General features: G+C 71.9%; 13 protein-coding genes and 1 pseudogene. 6 read left to right on the top strand and 8 right to left on the bottom strand.

Annotated elements, in window-relative coordinates:
- A pseudogene (locus K6I33_RS18400) lies at positions 1-218 on the bottom strand (hypothetical protein); the annotation flags it as partial.
- Between the two features lie 301 nt (positions 219-519).
- Here K6I33_RS18400 and K6I33_RS18395 point away from each other — a divergent pair.
- From K6I33_RS18395 to K6I33_RS18375, 5 genes are all read left to right on the top strand, one after another.
- Positions 520-813, top strand: coding sequence for a hypothetical protein (locus K6I33_RS18395; protein ID WP_229353648.1), 294 nt, complete (start codon positions 520-522; stop codon positions 811-813).
- Between the two features lie 52 nt (positions 814-865).
- Positions 866-1,708, top strand: coding sequence for a hypothetical protein (locus tag K6I33_RS18390; RefSeq protein ID WP_229353647.1), 843 nt, complete (start codon positions 866-868; stop codon positions 1,706-1,708).
- A gap of 59 nt (positions 1,709-1,767) precedes the next feature.
- Positions 1,768-3,759 (top strand): fumarate reductase/succinate dehydrogenase flavoprotein subunit, encoded by a 1,992-nt coding sequence (locus tag K6I33_RS18385; protein ID WP_229353646.1) that lies wholly within the window; start codon positions 1,768-1,770, stop codon positions 3,757-3,759.
- On the top strand, positions 3,756-4,523 hold the full coding sequence (locus tag K6I33_RS18380; RefSeq protein ID WP_229353637.1) for a succinate dehydrogenase/fumarate reductase iron-sulfur subunit: 768 nt from the start codon (positions 3,756-3,758) through the stop codon (positions 4,521-4,523). The genes K6I33_RS18385 and K6I33_RS18380 overlap by 4 nt, the downstream gene beginning before the upstream one ends.
- Positions 4,524-4,703: 180 nt before the next feature.
- Positions 4,704-6,611: a TPM domain-containing protein gene (locus tag K6I33_RS18375; protein ID WP_229353635.1), complete on the top strand. Its 1,908-nt coding sequence runs from the start codon at positions 4,704-4,706 to the stop codon at positions 6,609-6,611.
- 102 nt (positions 6,612-6,713) lie between these two features.
- On the opposite strand, the gene K6I33_RS18370 is transcribed toward K6I33_RS18375, so the two are convergent.
- The 6 genes from K6I33_RS18370 to K6I33_RS18345 all read right to left on the bottom strand — a co-directional run bounded on the left by K6I33_RS18370 (position 6,714) and on the right by K6I33_RS18345 (position 13,504).
- Positions 6,714-9,230, bottom strand: a complete 2,517-nt coding sequence (locus tag K6I33_RS18370; RefSeq protein WP_229353661.1) for a SpoIIE family protein phosphatase — start codon at positions 9,228-9,230, stop codon at positions 6,714-6,716.
- A gap of 188 nt (positions 9,231-9,418) precedes the next feature.
- Positions 9,419-9,838, bottom strand: a complete 420-nt coding sequence (locus K6I33_RS18365) for an ATP-binding protein (protein WP_229353650.1) — start codon at positions 9,836-9,838, stop codon at positions 9,419-9,421.
- A 169-nt stretch (positions 9,839-10,007) separates the two neighbouring features.
- On the bottom strand, positions 10,008-10,415 hold the full coding sequence (locus K6I33_RS18360) for a (deoxy)nucleoside triphosphate pyrophosphohydrolase (RefSeq protein WP_229353633.1): 408 nt from the start codon (positions 10,413-10,415) through the stop codon (positions 10,008-10,010).
- A 78-nt stretch (positions 10,416-10,493) separates the two neighbouring features.
- Positions 10,494-10,673 carry an SPOR domain-containing protein gene (locus K6I33_RS18355; protein WP_126915831.1) on the bottom strand — a complete coding sequence of 60 codons (180 nt, stop codon included), beginning with the start codon at positions 10,671-10,673 and terminating at the stop codon, positions 10,494-10,496.
- 165 nt (positions 10,674-10,838) lie between these two features.
- Positions 10,839-12,482: an APC family permease gene (locus K6I33_RS18350; RefSeq protein WP_229353631.1), complete on the bottom strand. Its 1,644-nt coding sequence runs from the start codon at positions 12,480-12,482 to the stop codon at positions 10,839-10,841.
- A 269-nt stretch (positions 12,483-12,751) separates the two neighbouring features.
- Positions 12,752-13,504, bottom strand: coding sequence for a GntR family transcriptional regulator (locus K6I33_RS18345; RefSeq protein ID WP_229353649.1), 753 nt, complete (start codon positions 13,502-13,504; stop codon positions 12,752-12,754).
- A gap of 790 nt (positions 13,505-14,294) precedes the next feature.
- Here K6I33_RS18345 and K6I33_RS18340 point away from each other — a divergent pair.
- Positions 14,295-14,864 (top strand): Uma2 family endonuclease, encoded by a 570-nt coding sequence (locus K6I33_RS18340; protein ID WP_229353628.1) that lies wholly within the window; start codon positions 14,295-14,297, stop codon positions 14,862-14,864.
- A gap of 67 nt (positions 14,865-14,931) precedes the next feature.
- On the opposite strand, the gene ychF is transcribed toward K6I33_RS18340, so the two are convergent.
- Complete coding sequence (gene ychF / locus K6I33_RS18335; protein ID WP_229353626.1) at positions 14,932-16,020, bottom strand: redox-regulated ATPase YchF; 1,089 nt, start codon at positions 16,018-16,020, stop codon at positions 14,932-14,934.
- Positions 16,021-16,279 lie beyond the last annotated feature (259 nt).

Raw genomic sequence — 16,279 nt, 5'->3', positions numbered from 1 at the left:
GCGATGTCCCGGGGGGCGGGCGGGCCCTCGGCGTCGTCCTCCTCCCCGCCGCCGGAGCAGCCCGCGAGCAGCGGCAGGGGCAGCAGCACGGCCGCCACGAGCAGGACGGACCCCCTGCGCGGACGGCGGACCCGCCGCGTGCGGCGGGCGCGGCCGGTGACCCCGGGCGGGGGCGACGGCGGGGACGACATGGGTGCCACGCGTGCCATGGGTGCCATGGGTGCTCCCTCCGCCGGACCGGTCCGGGATCGTTCGCGGCCTGCCTGGTGGCGCCGCGCCGGGCAATCTGCTGCCGCCCACTGAAAGCGACGGCCCGTTCGAAGCCGTGCCGACACGTCGCCGCCCCGGCGGAGGCCACCCACTCGGCCGAACGATCCGCCAGCCAATGGGGCGGCGGTGAACGCGTTCCCCCATTGGCGCGATCGGGGCGGCTATCTTCCCCTCAAGGGGTGTGACGCGCGACACTCTCTGTCGCATGACCGGGCGCCACCCGCCATCACCGAAGCGGAAGGCCACATCATGTCCGTCAACGATGACTTGAACGCGATTCAGCGCAACCTCGACGAGCTGGGCCGCTCGGTGGACCGGCTGGAACGGCAGCTGGGCAAGGGCGGGCTGGAGGTGCGCCGGCTGCGCACCGACTCGGATCATCTGCGCGACGACCTGGCCCTGCTGCGCGAGCGCGCCGCACGGCCCGGACGGCAGCAGCAGGCCCAGCAGATGGTCCCGATCCCCGACACCCCGTACGACGCGTCGCTGTGGAAGGACGCGGACGAGGAGGGGCTCGGCGCCCGGGACCGCCGCGCTCCCTAGGGACCGCCGCGCAACGGCGAGTCCACCGTCCCACTCCTGACCGGAGTCCTCCTTGGCCACAGGTACCGACCCCGAAACCGCCGCCGCCGCGGGCCGTGCGCCCGCGGGCGGTGTCCACCACTCCTCGCGCGCCGCGATCCCGGCCCCCCATCTGCGCGCCGACCGCTGGTGGCTGTCGCCCGCCGCCACGGCCGCCGGGCTGCTCGCCTTCGTCGCGTACTCCACCTGGCGCGCCTTCGCCGGTGCCGACTACTACGCGGCCCCCTATGTCTCGCCCTTCTACTCCCCCTGTCTCGCGGACAACTGCGTGGAGATGAAGGACGGCGCGGACTGGGGCGTCGTCGGCTCGTGGTGGACGCTGTCGCCCGCCCTGCTGGTGCTGATCTTCCCGCTGGGATTCCGGCTGACCTGCTACTACTACCGCAAGGCGTACTACCGGGGGTTCTGGGCCTCTCCCCCGGCCTGCGCGGTGCCCGAGCCGCACAAGAAGTACACCGGCGAGACGCGCTTCCCGCTGATCCTCCAGAACGTCCACCGCTACTTCTTCTACTTCGCGGTGCTCGTCGCGGGAATCCTCACCTACGACGCGATCCTGGGCTTCCGTGACGCCCTGGGCGCCTGGGGCCACATGGGGCTCGGCACGCTCGTGCTGCTCGCCAACGTCGGGCTGATCTGGGCGTACACCCTGTCCTGCCACTCCTGCCGGCACATCGTCGGCGGCCGGCTGCGCAACTTCTCCAAGCACCCCGTGCGCTACCGCATGTGGGGCTGGGTGAGCACCCTCAACGCCCGCCACATGCAGCTGGCCTGGGCGTCCCTGGTGAGCGTGGCGGTGGCGGACCTCTACGTCTATCTGGTCGCGAGCGGCGCCTTCGACGACCCGCGCTTCTTCTGACGCGCGCCTCTTCTGACGCGCGCTTCTTCTGACAAACGAACAAAGGGACCTTCTTTCACATGACTCGGGTGGACCGGCAGTCCTGGGACGTGGTCGTGGTGGGCGCGGGGGGCGCCGGGCTGCGGGCGGCGATCGAGGCGCGCGAGCAGGGGCTGCGCTGCGCGGTGATCTGCAAGTCGCTGTTCGGCAAGGCGCACACGGTGATGGCGGAGGGCGGCATCGCCGCCTCCATGGCCAACGTCAACCACAACGACAACTGGCAGGTGCACTTCCGCGACACCATGCGCGGCGGCAAGTTCCTCAACAACTGGCGGATGGCCGAGCTCCACGCCCAGGAGGCCCCCGACCGGGTGTGGGAGCTGGAGACCTGGGGCGCGGTCTTCGACCGCACCCCGGACGGGCGGATCTCCCAGCGGAACTTCGGCGGCCACGAGTACCCCCGGCTGGCGCACGTCGGCGACCGTACGGGCCTGGAACTGATCCGCACCCTCCAGCAGAAGATCGTCTCGCTCCAGCAGGAGGACGAGCGGGAGTACGGGGACTACGAGGCCCGGCTGAAGGTCTTCCAGGAGTGCACGGTCACCCGGGTGCTCAAGGAGGGCGAGCGAAGCGAGATGGGGGTCCCCCCCGGCCGAAGGCCCGGGGGGAGGGTCTCCGGCGTCTTCGGCTACGAGCGCGAGTCCGGCCGTTTCTTCGTCATCGAGGCGCCGGCGGTGGTGCTGGCGACCGGCGGCATCGGCAAGTCGTTCAAGGTGACCTCGAACTCCTGGGAGTACACGGGCGACGGGCACGCGCTGGCGCTGCTGGCGGGGGCGCGGCTGGTGAACATGGAGTTCGTGCAGTTCCACCCGACGGGGATGGTCTGGCCGCCGTCGGTGAAGGGCATCCTGGTCACCGAGTCGGTGCGCGGCGACGGCGGGGTGCTGCGCAACAGCGACGGCAAGCGGTTCATGTTCGACTACGTCCCGGACGTCTTCAAGGAGAAGTACGCCGAGTCCGAGGCCGAGGGCGACCGCTGGTACACCGACCCGGACAACAACCGCCGCCCGCCCGAGCTGCTCCCCCGCGACGAGGTGGCGCGCGCCATCAACTCCGAGGTCAAGGCGGGGCGGGGCTCCCCGCACGGCGGGGTGTTCCTGGACGTGTCCACGCGGATGCCGGCCGAGGCGATCAAGCGGAAGCTGCCGTCCATGCACCACCAGTTCAAGGAGCTGGCGGACGTGGACATCACGGCCGAGCCCATGGAGGTCGGCCCGACCTGCCACTACGTCATGGGCGGGGTGGAGGTGGACCCGGACAGCGCCGCCGCGGTGGGCGTGCCGGGTCTCTTCGCTGCCGGCGAGGTCGCGGGCGGGATGCACGGCTCCAACCGGCTCGGCGGCAACTCCCTGTCCGACCTGCTGGTGTTCGGGCGGCGCGCGGGGCTGTACGCGGCGCGGTACGCGGCCGGGTTCGCCACGGAGGCGGCGCCCGTCGTGGCGGACGACGACGTCGAGCTGGCGGAGGCGGAGGCGCTGCGGCCGTTCGGCGCGGAGGGCTCCAGGGGCGGCGGGAACGCCCCTGAGGGCGCGGCCGAGAACCCGTACACCCTCCACCAGGAGCTCCAGCAGGGCATGAGCGACCTGGTCGGCATCATCCGCCGGGCCGGGGAGATGGAGGAGGCGCTGCACCGGCTGTCCGGGCTGCGGGCACGGGCGCGGCGGGCCGGGGTGGAGGGGCACCGGCAGTTCAACCCGGGCTGGCACCTGGCGCTGGACCTGCGGAACATGCTGCTGGTCAGCGAGTGCGTGGCGCGGGCGGCGCTGGAGCGCGAGGAGAGCCGGGGCGGGCACACCCGGGACGACCACCCGGGGATGGACCGGCGGTGGCGGCGGATCAATCTGGTCTGCCGGCTGGCGGACGAGTCGGCCGAGCCGGCGGCGGCGGACTCCGCGCTGGGGCTGGTCCGGCTGGAGCGGGAGGAGTCCGCGCCGATCCGGCCGGATCTGCTGGCGCTCTTCGAGAAGGAAGAACTGGCGAAGTACCTGACCGACGAGGAGCTCACCTCATGAGTTACCAGGCCCGCTTCAAGGTGTGGCGGGGCGACGCGGACGGTGGCGGCCTCGCCGACTTCGACGTGACCGTCAACGAGGGCGAGGTCGTCCTCGACGTCGTCCACCGCCTCCAGGCGACCGCGGCCCCGGACCTCGCGGTGCGCTGGAACTGCAAGGCGGGCAAGTGCGGTTCGTGCAGCGCGGAGATCAACGGCCGGCCCCGGCTGCTGTGCATGACCCGGATGTCGGTCTTCGACCCGGCGGAGACGGTCACGATCACCCCGCTGCGGGCCTTCCCGGTGCTGCGGGACCTGGTCACGGACGTGTCGTACAACTACGCCAAGGCGCGCGAGGTCCCCTCCTTCGTCCCGCCGGCCGAGCTGGGGCCCGGGCAGTACCGGATGAAGCAGGAGGACGTGAACCGCGTCCAGGAGTTCCGCAAGTGCATCGAGTGCTTCCTGTGCCAGAACACCTGCCATGTGGTGCGGGACCACGAGGAGAACAAGCAGGCGTTCGCCGGGCCGCGTTTCCTGATGCGCGTCGCCGAGCTGGACATGCATCCGCTGGACGCGGCCGCCGAGGCCGGTGTGGACCGCAGGCGGGGGGCGCGCGAGGACCACGGGCTGGGGTACTGCAACATCACCAAGTGCTGCACCGAGGTCTGCCCCGAGCACATCAAGATCACGGACAATGCCCTGATCCCGCTGAAGGAGCGGGTCGTCGACCGCTCGTACGACCCGCTGGTGTGGCTGGGGAGCAAGATCCGGCGCCGGAAGGCGTAGCGGGACCCCGGCTACGCCTTCCGGCGTAGCCGGGGTACGCCCGACCGGGCGCACGACACCCGGCGCACTTTGGCGGCGTGCGTGACGGCGGAGGCGCCCGCACATGGGCGTGAACACCCTCCGTATAACGTCGCGCGCCCCCGGTAGCGGGTCGGTCAATCCGGTCATACGCTCCAAAACGTGACGCGGCTTTCGTGGGGGTACGGGCCGAGGGCGCCGGGCTGGGCCATGATCTGCGCCCTCGTCGCACTGTGCGCCCTGCTGCTGCCGACCATGCCCGCCTCGCGCGCCGACACCCCGCTCGACCTGGACGCCGCCGGCCGGATCACCGATACGGTCGGCGCGCTGGGCAAACGGCGCACCCAGGTCGAGGCGGCGCTGGACCGGCTCCACACCGACCACCACATCCAGCTCTACGTCACCTACGTCCATGACTTCTCCGGCCGCGCGGCCCCCGCCTGGGCCGACGCCACGGCCGACCGCAACGGTTTCGGCCCCCACGACATCCTGCTGGCCATCGCCACCCACGGCGGCCAGTACGCCGTCTCGGCCGACAAGGAGTCCGGCTTCCGCAAGGACCAGCTGGCACGGGTCGCCACCGCCGCCATCGTCCCCGCCCTCAAGGAGCACGACTGGGCCGGGGCCGCCATCGGCGCCGCCGACGGCTACCGCGCCGTGCTCCGGGGCGAGCCGGTGCACGCCCCCGTCATCAAGCCCGGCACCTCCGACCCCGGCGGCGACGGCCTCCTCCCCGGCCACCGCGCGGTCTGGGTGCCCATCGCGGGCGGCGCCCTCGTCCTCCTCACCGGCCTCGCCCTGCGCTCCCGGCGGGCCCGCGCCGCCCGCCGCCGCCCCGGCACGCCCCGCGGCCGCCCGGCCGTCGCCACGAGCACCGAACCGGGCCTGGCCCGGCTGGCACAGCCGCTCACCCCGCTGCCCGACCTGGACGCCGAGGCCTCGGCGAACCTCGTCGACACCGACGACGCGGTCCGCACCAGCGCCGAGGAGCTCCGCTTCGCCACCGCCCAGCTGGGCACGGCCGCCACCCGGCCGTTCGCCGAGGCCGTCGCCTACGCCCGCGGCGAACTGGCCGACGCCTTCCGGCTCCGCCAGCGCCTGGACGACGCCCCCTACGAGGAGGAACGGACCCGCCGGCACGCCCTGGACGAGATCTGCTCCCGCTGCACCAGCGCCAACCGGCGGCTGGACGCCGAGTCCGAGGCCTTCGACCGGCTGCGGGACCTCAAGGCCAACGCCGCCGGCATCCTCGACCGCGCCGAGGCCACCGCCCGCGCCCTCAACCCCCGCGTCGCGGCCGCCGAGGCCGCCCTCGCCGCCCTCGCCCGCTGCCGCGCGAGCAGCGCCCTCTCCCCCGTCGCGGGCCACGCCGGGGAGGCCCGCGACCGGCTCTCCTTCGCCGACACCGCGCTCGCCGAGGCCCGCACCGCCCTCCTGGTGGCCGACCCCGACCACGCCGCGGTCTCCGTACGCGCCGCCGAGGCCGCCCTCTCCCAGGCCGCCACCCTCACCGCGGCCGTACTGCGCCACACCCACGCCCTCACCGCCGCCACGTCCCGGCTCAACACCGTCCTGGCCGAGGCCTCGGGCCGCCCCGAGGCGGCCCCGGCCGTGAAGGCCGCCCGCCGGGCGATGGCCAACGGCCCCTACGACCCCCGGGAGGTGCTGCGCCTCCTCGACGAGGCCGTGACCGGCGAGGCCCGCGCGGCCCGCACGGTGATGGCGGCCCGCGCGGAGGTGTCGGCGGCCCGCGACTACATCAGCACCCACCGGGGCGCGGTCGGCTGCCGCGCGCGCACCCGGCTGACGGAGGCGGAGCGGCACATCGGCCTGTGCGGGGACGACGACGTGGCGGCCGCCGTCGCGGAGGCGACGCGCGCCATGGCCCTCGCACAGCAGGCGCGGGCGCTGGCCGAGGACGACGTCCTCACATACGGGGCGTACGACGACGCCGGCACACCACCGCCCGCGCGAGCGCTGGGCGGTGCGCTGCTCGGGGGCATCATCCTGGCGGGACTGCTGCCGGCGACGTTCGGCGGCGGGGCGACCAGGGGCCGGCTGACGGGGTGATGCGCCCCGGAAGGGGCGCGGGACAGCATCGATATGCGGCTACCGCCGCGGGGCCACGACCAGCCACGACGCACCAGCAGACGACGTACTCCAGCGGAACGCTCAGTACAGGCTCAGCAACGCCTCCACCGCGTCCGGCGCCGGGGAATCCCCGTCCGGGAGCCCGAGCTCGAACCACACCGTCTTCCCATGGGGGATCCGGCGGCTGCCCCAAGCCGCGCTGAGCAGCCCCACGAGCTGCAACCCCCTCCCCCCCTCGTCCGTATCGCGCGCCCGCCGCCGCCGCGGCTGTACGTGCCCGCTGTCCCAGACCTCGCAGACCAGCGTCCGGTCCAGCAGCAGCCGCAGCCGGATCTCGCCCTCGCCGTACCGCAGGGCGTTGGTGACCAGCTCGCTGACCAGCAGCTCCGTGGTGTCGACCAGATCGCCCAGCTCCCAGGTCTCCAGCTGCTCGCGGGCGAGCTCCCGGGCGCGGGCGACCGAGCGGGGCTCGGGGGCGAGGGTCCAGTCGCCGACGCAGCCGGCGCTCAGGCCGCGCAGCCGGGCCATCAGCAGGGCGATGTCGTCCTCGCCGTGGTGGGTGTCCAGGGCGCTGAGGACGTGGTCGCAGACGTCCTCCAGGGGCCGCTCGGGGTCGGCGAGGGCCTCGCGGAAGGCGTGGAGGCCCTCGTCGAGGGGGTGGTCGCGGGATTCGACGAGGCCGTCGGTGTAGAGGGCGAGCAGGGCCCCGTCCGGGAGCTCGATCTCGGTCTCCTCGAAGGGCTCGCCGCCCACGCCCAGCGGCATGCCGGGCGGCACCTCCAGGAGCATCGCGGGCTCCCCGGCCTCGACGAGCACCGGCGGCAGATGGCCGGCGTTGGCGACCGTGCAGCGCCGGGTGACCGGGTCGTAGACGGCGTAGACGCACGTCGCGAGGTAGACCTCGGAGAGGTCGGCGGGGCGGACGCTGCCGCGCACGCCGCGCGAGGCGGACTGTTTGCCGCCGGGGCGGCCGAGGCCGTGGGCGATCTCGTCGAGCGCGGAGAGCACCTCGGCCGGCTCCAGGTCGAGCATGGCCAGGGTGCGGACGGCCGTGCGGAGCTCGCCCATGGCGACGGCGGCGCGCAGCCCGCGGCCCATGACGTCGCCGACGACGAGGGCCGTGCGATGCCCGGGCAGCTCGATGACGTCGAACCAGTCGCCGCCGACCTCGGTGGCGGCGTTGCCGGGCAGATAGCGGCAGGCGATCTCGACGCCGGCGGCCTCCGGGTCGCCGGGGGGCAGCAGGCTGCGCTGGAGGATCAGGGCGCGCTCGTGCTCGCGGCGGTAGAGGCGGGCGTTGTCGATGCAGACGGCCGCGCGGGCGGCGAGCTCGACGGCGAGGGCCGTGTCCCGCTCGCCGAAGGGCTCGCTGCCCTTCGTGCGGGAGAACTGGGCGATGCCCAGCACCGCGTCCCGGGCGACCATCGGCACGGCGAGGGTGGACTGCACGACGGCGCCGAGCCCGTCGCCGTCCTCGCCCTCGCGGCCGGGCACGACCTGGACGTGGGCGGTGCGCAGGGCCTGGGCGCACGGCGAGTGGAAGGGGTAGCGGTGGACCTCGCCGACCTGGACGGGCTTGGCGCCGGACCCGGCGACCGGCGCCCCGGAGACGGCGCTGGAGTAGGCCACGCGGCGCAGCTCGGCGCTGCCGTCGGCGAGCCCGGGCGGGGCCTCGTCCCCGGCGAGGAGGCCCTGGTAGAGGTCGACGGAGGCCAGGTCGCAGAACTGGGGGACGGCCACGTCGAGGAGCTCGCGGGCGGTCTTCTCCAGGTCGAGGGAGTTGCCGATGCGGGCGCCGGCCTCGTTGAGGAGGGCCAGGTTGCGGCGGACGCCGGCGGCCTCGCGCTCGGCCCGGCGCCGTCCGGTGACATCGGTGGCGATCGCGGCGACCCCGATGGGGCGGCCGCTGCCGCTGTGCAGCCGGTAGAGCGAGACGGACCAGCGGCGGCGCTCGTTGTGGCCGGGCACGGGGCCGACGAGCTGGACGTCCGCGACCGGTTTGCCGGTGTCGAGGACCTGGCGCAGCGCGGCGGTGAGCCGGTCGGCCTCGGTGCGGGGCAGGAAGTCGTGCGGGGTGCGGCCGCGGTGCCAGGCGGCGGGGCGGCCGAAAGTCTGGGCGAAACTCTCGTTGACGCGCAGCAGCCTCAGGTCCGTGCCGAAGAAGAAGAAGCCGAGCGGAGATTGGCCGAAAACGGCTTCCGAGGCGGCGATGTCCGTCTCTATTCCGCGCAGCGCCCGGACGTCGACGGCGACGCAGAGCGCGGCGCGGTCGCCCCGGCCGTTCTCACTGGGCATCACATAGATCTCGGCGAGGCCGTCCTGCCGGTCGCCCCGCTGATAGGGCACCAGGCCCGTCCAGGCCCGGCCGTCGAGCCCGCCCTCGGCGAGGAAGGGCGCGGCGGGGGCCCGCCCGCGCCGGCCGTCCGGCACGGGGCCCAGGATCTCCAGGGGGTCCCGGCCGACGGCCTGCCGGGCAGCTATTCCGAAGAGCTCGGCGGCCCGTTCGCTCCACTGGTCGATCCGGCCGTCCGGGCCGAGGGAGAACGACGCCACGCGGATGTGGTCGTACAGGGAGCCGGGCGGACTGTTCTGCCACATCGCCGTGGCGTCCCTGCTCTCAGGCCTGCCCGCCGTACCCGCTGGCTTTTCGCTCACGTGCCCGTCCCCTCCGGCTCTCGTGCTCGCACCGGCATCAGAAGGCCGAGTATCCAGCACAGGGGGCCTTCGGAACACGGACTTCACGATCACAGCACGGTCTCAACCCGCTATGTCTTCCCACCGGGTTACTAACCAGGCAGGGTCAGCTCGAACCACACCGTCTTCCCGGTGTTCCCCGGGCGGGTGCCCCAGCGCCGGGAGGCCAGGGCGACGAGCTGGAGTCCGCGGCCGCCCTCGTCGTCCGGGTCGGCGACGCGTTCGCGGGGCGGGTCGGGCAGCGGGTCGGAGACTTCCACCAGAAGGGTGGGTCCCGCGTGGGAGTACATGCGCACCCCGATGGGGCCGCTGGCGTAGCGCAGGGAATTGGTGACGAGCTCGCTGACCAGGAGGACCGTCACATCGGAGACGGACTCCAGGCCCCATTCGCGCAGGGTGTCGCCGACCAGCGTGCGGGCGGTGCGCACGGCGGCGGCGTCGGCGGGGAAGCTCCACTCGGCGAAGCCCGGCGTATGTGCCAAGGTCCCCGTGCTGTCGCTCACGCCGACCACTTCCCAGACCGCTGCCCGCCGGCCGCTGACGCCGGCCTCCGACACTGACCCGCCACCCCTCCGGCATGTCCGCCTTTGGGGCCAATAATCAGCACATACCCGGTATAGGGGTCGGGCTATCTTCTTCACCCCGGTCCATGCGCGCCGGTTGCCGCATTCGGCGTAGCGCTCACGCGCCCGCCCCGGCGCGCAGCCGGGCCGCGGCCTCGGCGACGGCGGGCCGGTCCTGCTCCAGCCAGTCCACCTCGTCGACGCGCCCGGGTTCGAGCCAGCGCAGCTCGTCGTGGTCCTCCAGGGGGCGGGGCTCGCCCTCCAGCAGCCGGGCCGTCCACACCTGGAGGACGTAGCCGGGCTTCAGGGGCCATTCTCCGGCGATGCGCTCGATCGGCTCGGCCTCGATGCCGAGCTCCTCCCGGAGCTCCCGTACGAGCGCCTCAGGGGCGCTCTCGCCGGGCTCCAGCTTGCCGCCCGGGAGCTCCCAGCGGCCGGCCAGCTCGGGCGGGGCGCTGCGCCGCGCCGCCAGCAGCCGCCCCTGGTGAAACACCGCTCCGCCCACCACCACACGCACCGTCGTCATGGCGGTAAAGCGTAGACGCCGGGTGGTACCGATCTCTCGGTACCACCCGGCGTCCGGGAGGCCATGGGCCCAGTGGGCCTAGGTGACCGTGTGGCCGACCCGTTCGACGACGTACAGCCTGCGGCTGCCCTCCGTGTCGAGCCGGTCGGCGACGCGCTCCGCTTCCGTTCTGGTGGCGTAGCGGCCGACACGGTAGCGGTTGCCGTTCTCGTCCTGGCGGATCACCAGCCAGGGCAGGACCGGCCCGGTGTCAGTCATCGCTCCTGCCCTCCCGTCCCCGCGTGCACCGGCGCACGCCCGTCGGTGAATCCTCCGGGGGTTCCCGGAGAAACCGCAGTACGCATATGCCCGAGCCTACGCCCGACCTTTACGCACCGGATACGGGTTTTCACGAAGAGGTACGCATTCGGCCACCCGTGAGGGTTACTTGGCCGCGGCGAGCTCCGGCTCCTCGGGAGCCTCGGCCGCCTCGGCGGCCTTGATCTCCTCCTCGACCTGCTCAAGGGTGGGGTTGCGCCACGCGCTGCGCACGCCCCACACGTAGAAGGTCAGCGCGATCAGGACAACGACGGCGATGTCGACGCCCTGCGGCAGGTAGCCCTTGCCGCCGAACTCGGTGCCGCCGGCCCACGAGACCAGCGCCATGACGAGCAGGTAGGCCACCATCCAGGAGCCGGCCTTCAGGTGCGGCTTGAGCTCGGCCCACGGCTTGCGCAGCTCGTACCAGGCCCAGATCGGCAGACCGATGGCCATGATGAAGATGACCTTGCCCGTCAGCGGCCAGCGGGCCCAGTACATGACCAGCGAGCCGAAGATCATCGCGATGGGGGCGATGACCGGCATGGCCTTCAGCTTGACCGGGCGCTTCATGTCCGGGGCGATCCGGCGCAGCGACATCACGGCGACGGGGCCGGTGATGTACGAGATGACGGTGGCGACACCGACGATCTCGGCGATCGAGCCCCAGCCGCGGAAGACGGCCAGGAAGATGAAGGAGATCACGAGGTTGAGCAGCAGGGCCGGCTTCGGGACACCGGTCTTGGGGTCGACCTTGCCGAAGACCTTCGGCAGGTGGCCGTTCTCCTGGACACCGTTGATCATGCGCGAGGTGGTGGCCGCGTAGATCATGCCGGTGCCCGACGGGGAGATGAAGGCGTCCGCGTAGAGCAGCAGGGCGAGCCAGTTCAGGCCCCAGGTGATGGAGAGGTCCGCCAGCGGGGACTTGTAGGCCAGCGTGTTCCAGCCACCGGAGAGGTCCGCGGCCGGGACGGCCATCAGGAAGGCGACCTGGAGCGCGATGTAGATGACCAGCGCGATCAGGATGGAGCCGATGACGGCCTTCGGCAGCGACTTGCCGGGGTTACGGGCCTCGGCGGCCATGTTCAGCGGCGACTGGAAGCCGTTGAAGGCCCAGACGATGCCCGCGACGGCGACGGCGCTGAAGACGGCGCTCCAGCCGTTGGGGGCGAACCCGCCGTGGGCGGAGCCGACGTTGCTGGTGTCGAAGTGCGCGAAGATCAGCGCGCCCGCGGTCAGCACCGGGACGACGACCTTGAACACGGTGATCGCGTTGTTCGTCTTGGCGAACAGGGTGATCGCGAACCAGTTCAGGAAGAAGTAGAAGACCACCAGGACGCTGGCGGCCGCGAGGCCGGTGCCGGTGAGCTCCTTGCCGTCGAAGAGGTGCTCGGCCCAGCCGAACTTCCACGAGCTCATGTACTGGATCGAGGCGGTGGCCTCACCCGGGATCACGGAGACGATCGCGATCCAGTTGGCCCAGGCGGCCATGTAGCCGGCCAGCGAGCCGTGCGAGAACTGCCCGTACCGCACCATGCCGCCCGCCTTGGGGAACATCGAGCCGAGCTCGGTGTAGGTGAGGGCGATGGTCAGCGCCACGATGGCGCCGATGACCCAGGCGAAGATGGCGGCCGGTCCGGCGAGCACGGCTGCGCGCTCGGCACCGAACAGCCAGCCGGAGCCGATGATCGACCCGAGGCCGACGGCGGTCAGCGCCGTCGTGCCGAGGGTCCGGCGGTAATTCGAGTGGGAACCCTGTTCGGTGCTCAAACCCCGGATCTCCTTTTCTTTCTACTCCCCCACGGCAGGACACAAACCGCGCCATCGTACGAGCGATTTGGCCGAGTTGGTTCTGCCAAAAGGCCCTGACCTGGGCCTATGTGAGGTTTGCAACATCGGAAGCCCCCATTCCAAATGGGGGCACACCTGGACAAACGGGGCAGTTCCTACCGGCCGGTACGGTCCGGGGAGCAGGGTTTTCCCAAGATCGGAAACTTACTTGGGAGTCAGCAGACGAGCACGCCACACGCCGTTCACGCCTACTTCACCGGCAGGTGGTAAGCGACCCGGTACCGCTCGGCGAGCATCACGACGTCGGCCGTCTCGACGGGACAGCCGCCCGCGCAGTACGTCCGCGAGACGACCACCACGCAGTGGCCGGGCACCCCGCCGAGGGCCAGCGTCTCCCCGGCCAGCCCGGGGCGGGCGCTGACCTCCTCGGTGACGTTGTCCACGACGATGTCGATGGCGGCCATCCGCTCCACCACACCCCGGCCCGCCAGCGGCCCCTCCTCGGGCAGCATCACCGGGGTGCGCCCGGTGATGGCCAGGGGCTCCCAGGAGGCCGAGAGCATGCAGGGCTCGCCCCCGGAGCGGAACAGGTAGTCCGTGCGCATCACCCGGTCACCGGGACCGATCCGCAGCCGCCGGGCGATCCGCGGCTCGGCCGCGACCTGCTCGCTGCGGGACTCCCAGGTGCCCTTGACCCGGTCGTCCCCCTGCTCCTGCCGGAACGGCGTGGACTCCCCGGCCCCCCGGTACCCCGTGCGCACCACGGGACGCGAGACGGGCTGCTCGCGGACGTACGTCCCGGAGCCGGACCGCCCCTCGACCAGGCCCTCGGCCATCAGGACCTTGCGGGCCTCCAGCGCGACGGTGTCGGAGACGCCGTACTGCTCCCGGATGCGCGCCTGGGAGGGGAGCCGGGTGTGCGGCGGCAGCTCGCCGGCGACGATTTTCTGCCGTAGATCACCGGCTACTCGAAGGTATGCGGGCTGGTCACCGAAGGCCACGTCCACTCCCAAGGGGTTGACAGTCCGCAACAGCTTGGCAACCGTAGGTTGCGATCCGCAACCTTAACCCAGGGATTCACGGGAAGTAGCGAAGTCCAGCTCAGGGAGGCCGAGTTGAGACCTCCGGGCACATGCGGAGAGCACTCACCCGCGGCATTTCCGCAACTATGCGCAAACCGTCCCTCCCATTACGGGCCCACATACGGGCACTTACGGTGATCTTGCGATGCTCTCGGTCATCACTGCTGGAGGTGGCGGCGATCACCCGGAAGACGGCCTCCTCGCCCAGCCATGGCTTCCCCTCATGGAACGCCCCGGCGACAGCAGGAAAGAGCTGACAAGACGCACGGTGCGATGGCCGCATGGGCCTGGCGTTTCGTACGGGAGGGGGAAGCTGGGCCGCTCCCCGGACGGAAGCGGGCGGAACGAGCCCGGGCGCCACCTCCGCCGCGTCACGGCGGCCGGAGCCGTACTCACCGTGGTCGCGGCGGGCCGGCCCCGGGGTCAGGTCCCTCGGACCGAAGGGATGAGACCTCCTTCTGGTGGCCGCCCTCTTCGGTGTCCTCCCGAGCATGGTCACCGTCTGGTACGAGAACGCCTACGACCCCGAGCGCTGGGCGCTCACGCTCGACCTGCCCACAGGCATTCCGGACGTGGTCTGAAGGTTCCTGACCCAGGAGATCTCCTTCGCCGACGCCGGGCTGGTCCCTGGCGGCCGCGGTGACGATCTGGCGGCAGATCCACGGCGGTATAGCGGCCCCGGGTCCCGCCGAATCGCTAGGGTTGTCCCATGACCGCACTGCCCGACTGGATGCGCCCGCCGCGCGCGGAAGGCTGGTTCGCGGAGGACCTGGACCGCCTTCCCGAGGCACCCCGCCACACCGAGCTGATCGACGGAGCCCTCGTCTTCATGATGTCGCCGCAGCGGTCCTGGCACGGCCGCCTCGTCACCGCCCTGACCACCACGCTCATGGCGCAGGCGCCCACCGGCTTCGAGGTCGAGCGGGAGATGACGATCCGCCTCGACGACCGCAACCGCCCCGAGCCGGACCTCTTGCTGACAGACCTGCCCTACGACCCCGATCGCACCTGGTACAGCCCGGAGAATGTAAAACTCGTCATCGAGGTCGTCTCCCCCGAGTCCGCCCACCGCGACCGCACGGTCAAGCTCCGTAAATACGCGCAGGCCGGCATCCCGCACTACTGGTGCGTCGAGGACGAGGACGGCGCACCCGTCGTGCACGTCTACGAGCTCGACGAACCGACCGGATCGTACGCGCCCGCCGGCATCTTCCGTGGCTCGCTCCGGCGCCCGGTGCCCTTCGAGATCAGCCTCGATCCGGGCAAGCTGGTGCCGTAGCCCATCCGCCCGTACGCCGAAGGGGCCGGCTCCCCGAGGAGCCGGCCCCTTCGCGATGTGCGCGCGATCAGACGTTGAAGCGGAACTCCACGACGTCGCCGTCCACCATCACGTACTCCTTGCCCTCCATGCGGGCCTTGCCGGCGGCGCGGGCGTCGGCGACGGAGCCGGTGGCGACGAGGTCCTCGAAGGAGATGACCTCGGCCTTGATGAAGCCCTTCTGGAAGTCGGTGTGGATGACACCGGCCGCCTCGGGGGCCGTGGCGCCCTTCTTGATGGTCCAGGCGCGGGACTCCTTGGGGCCGGCCGTCAGGTAGGTCTGGAGGCCCAGGGTGTCGAAGCCGACGCGGGCCAGCGTGGCCAGGCCCGGCTCCTCGGCGCCGACGGACTGGAGGAGCTCCATGGCGTCCTCCTCGTCCAGCTCGGCGAGGTCCGCCTCCAGCTTGGCGTTGAGGAAGATGGCCTCGGCCGGGGCGACCAGGGCGCGCTGCTCGTCCTTGAAGGCGTCGTCGGTCAGCTCGTCCTCGTCGACGTTGAAGACGTAGAGGAAGGGCTTGGTGGTGAGCAGGTGGAGGTCGTGGAGGAGCTCCTCCTTGCCCGAGCCCTGGACGATGCCCGCCGAGAACAGCGTCTCGCCCTTCTCCAGGATCTCCTTGGCCGCCTCGACGGCCGCGACCTTCGGGGCGACGTCCTTCTTGATCCGCGACTCCTTGACCAGGCGCGGCAGGACCTTCTCGATGGTCTGGAGGTCGGCGAGGATCAGCTCGGTGTTGATGGTCTCGATGTCGTCCTTCGGCGAGACCTTGCCGTCGACGTGGACGACGTTCTCGTCCTTGAAGGCGCGGATGACCTGGCAGATCGCGTCCGACTCGCGGATGTTCGCCAGGAACTTGTTGCCCAGGCCCTCGCCCTCCGAGGCGCCGCGCACGATGCCGGCGATGTCGACGAAGTCGACCGTGGCCGGGAGGATCTTCTGCGAACCGAAGATCTCCGCGAGCTTGGTCAGCCGGGCGTCCGGGACACCGACGACGCCCACATTGGGCTCGATGGTGGCGAACGGGTAGTTGGCCGCCAGCACGTCGTTCTTGGTCAGGGCGTTGAACAGGGTCGACTTGCCGACATTCGGCAGACCGACGATTCCGATCGTGAGCGACACGTGACGACTTCCCGTTGTTCCCGTAGTGAAGGCTTCCGCGCCCCGTGACGCGACCGATCCACCAGTCTACGGGTCCGGGCCGCGAACCGGCCCCGGACGGAGGATTCATCGAACACACGCCCAAGGTGGCGCAAACGGCGTGTCCATCGTGGGGTTCCCCGGGCCCGGCTGCCTAGTTTGGTCGCGTGGAGCAACCGAGCACGCGCATCCCCCAGGGCAAGGTCCGCCGCGGCTCCCCCGTGCCCCGGCCCGCCGCACC

Source organism: Streptomyces sp. UNOB3_S3, assembly GCF_020740895.1.
Classification (GTDB): Bacteria; Actinomycetota; Actinomycetes; order Streptomycetales; family Streptomycetaceae; genus Streptomyces.
This window is presented reverse-complemented; position numbering and strand designations above follow the sequence as displayed.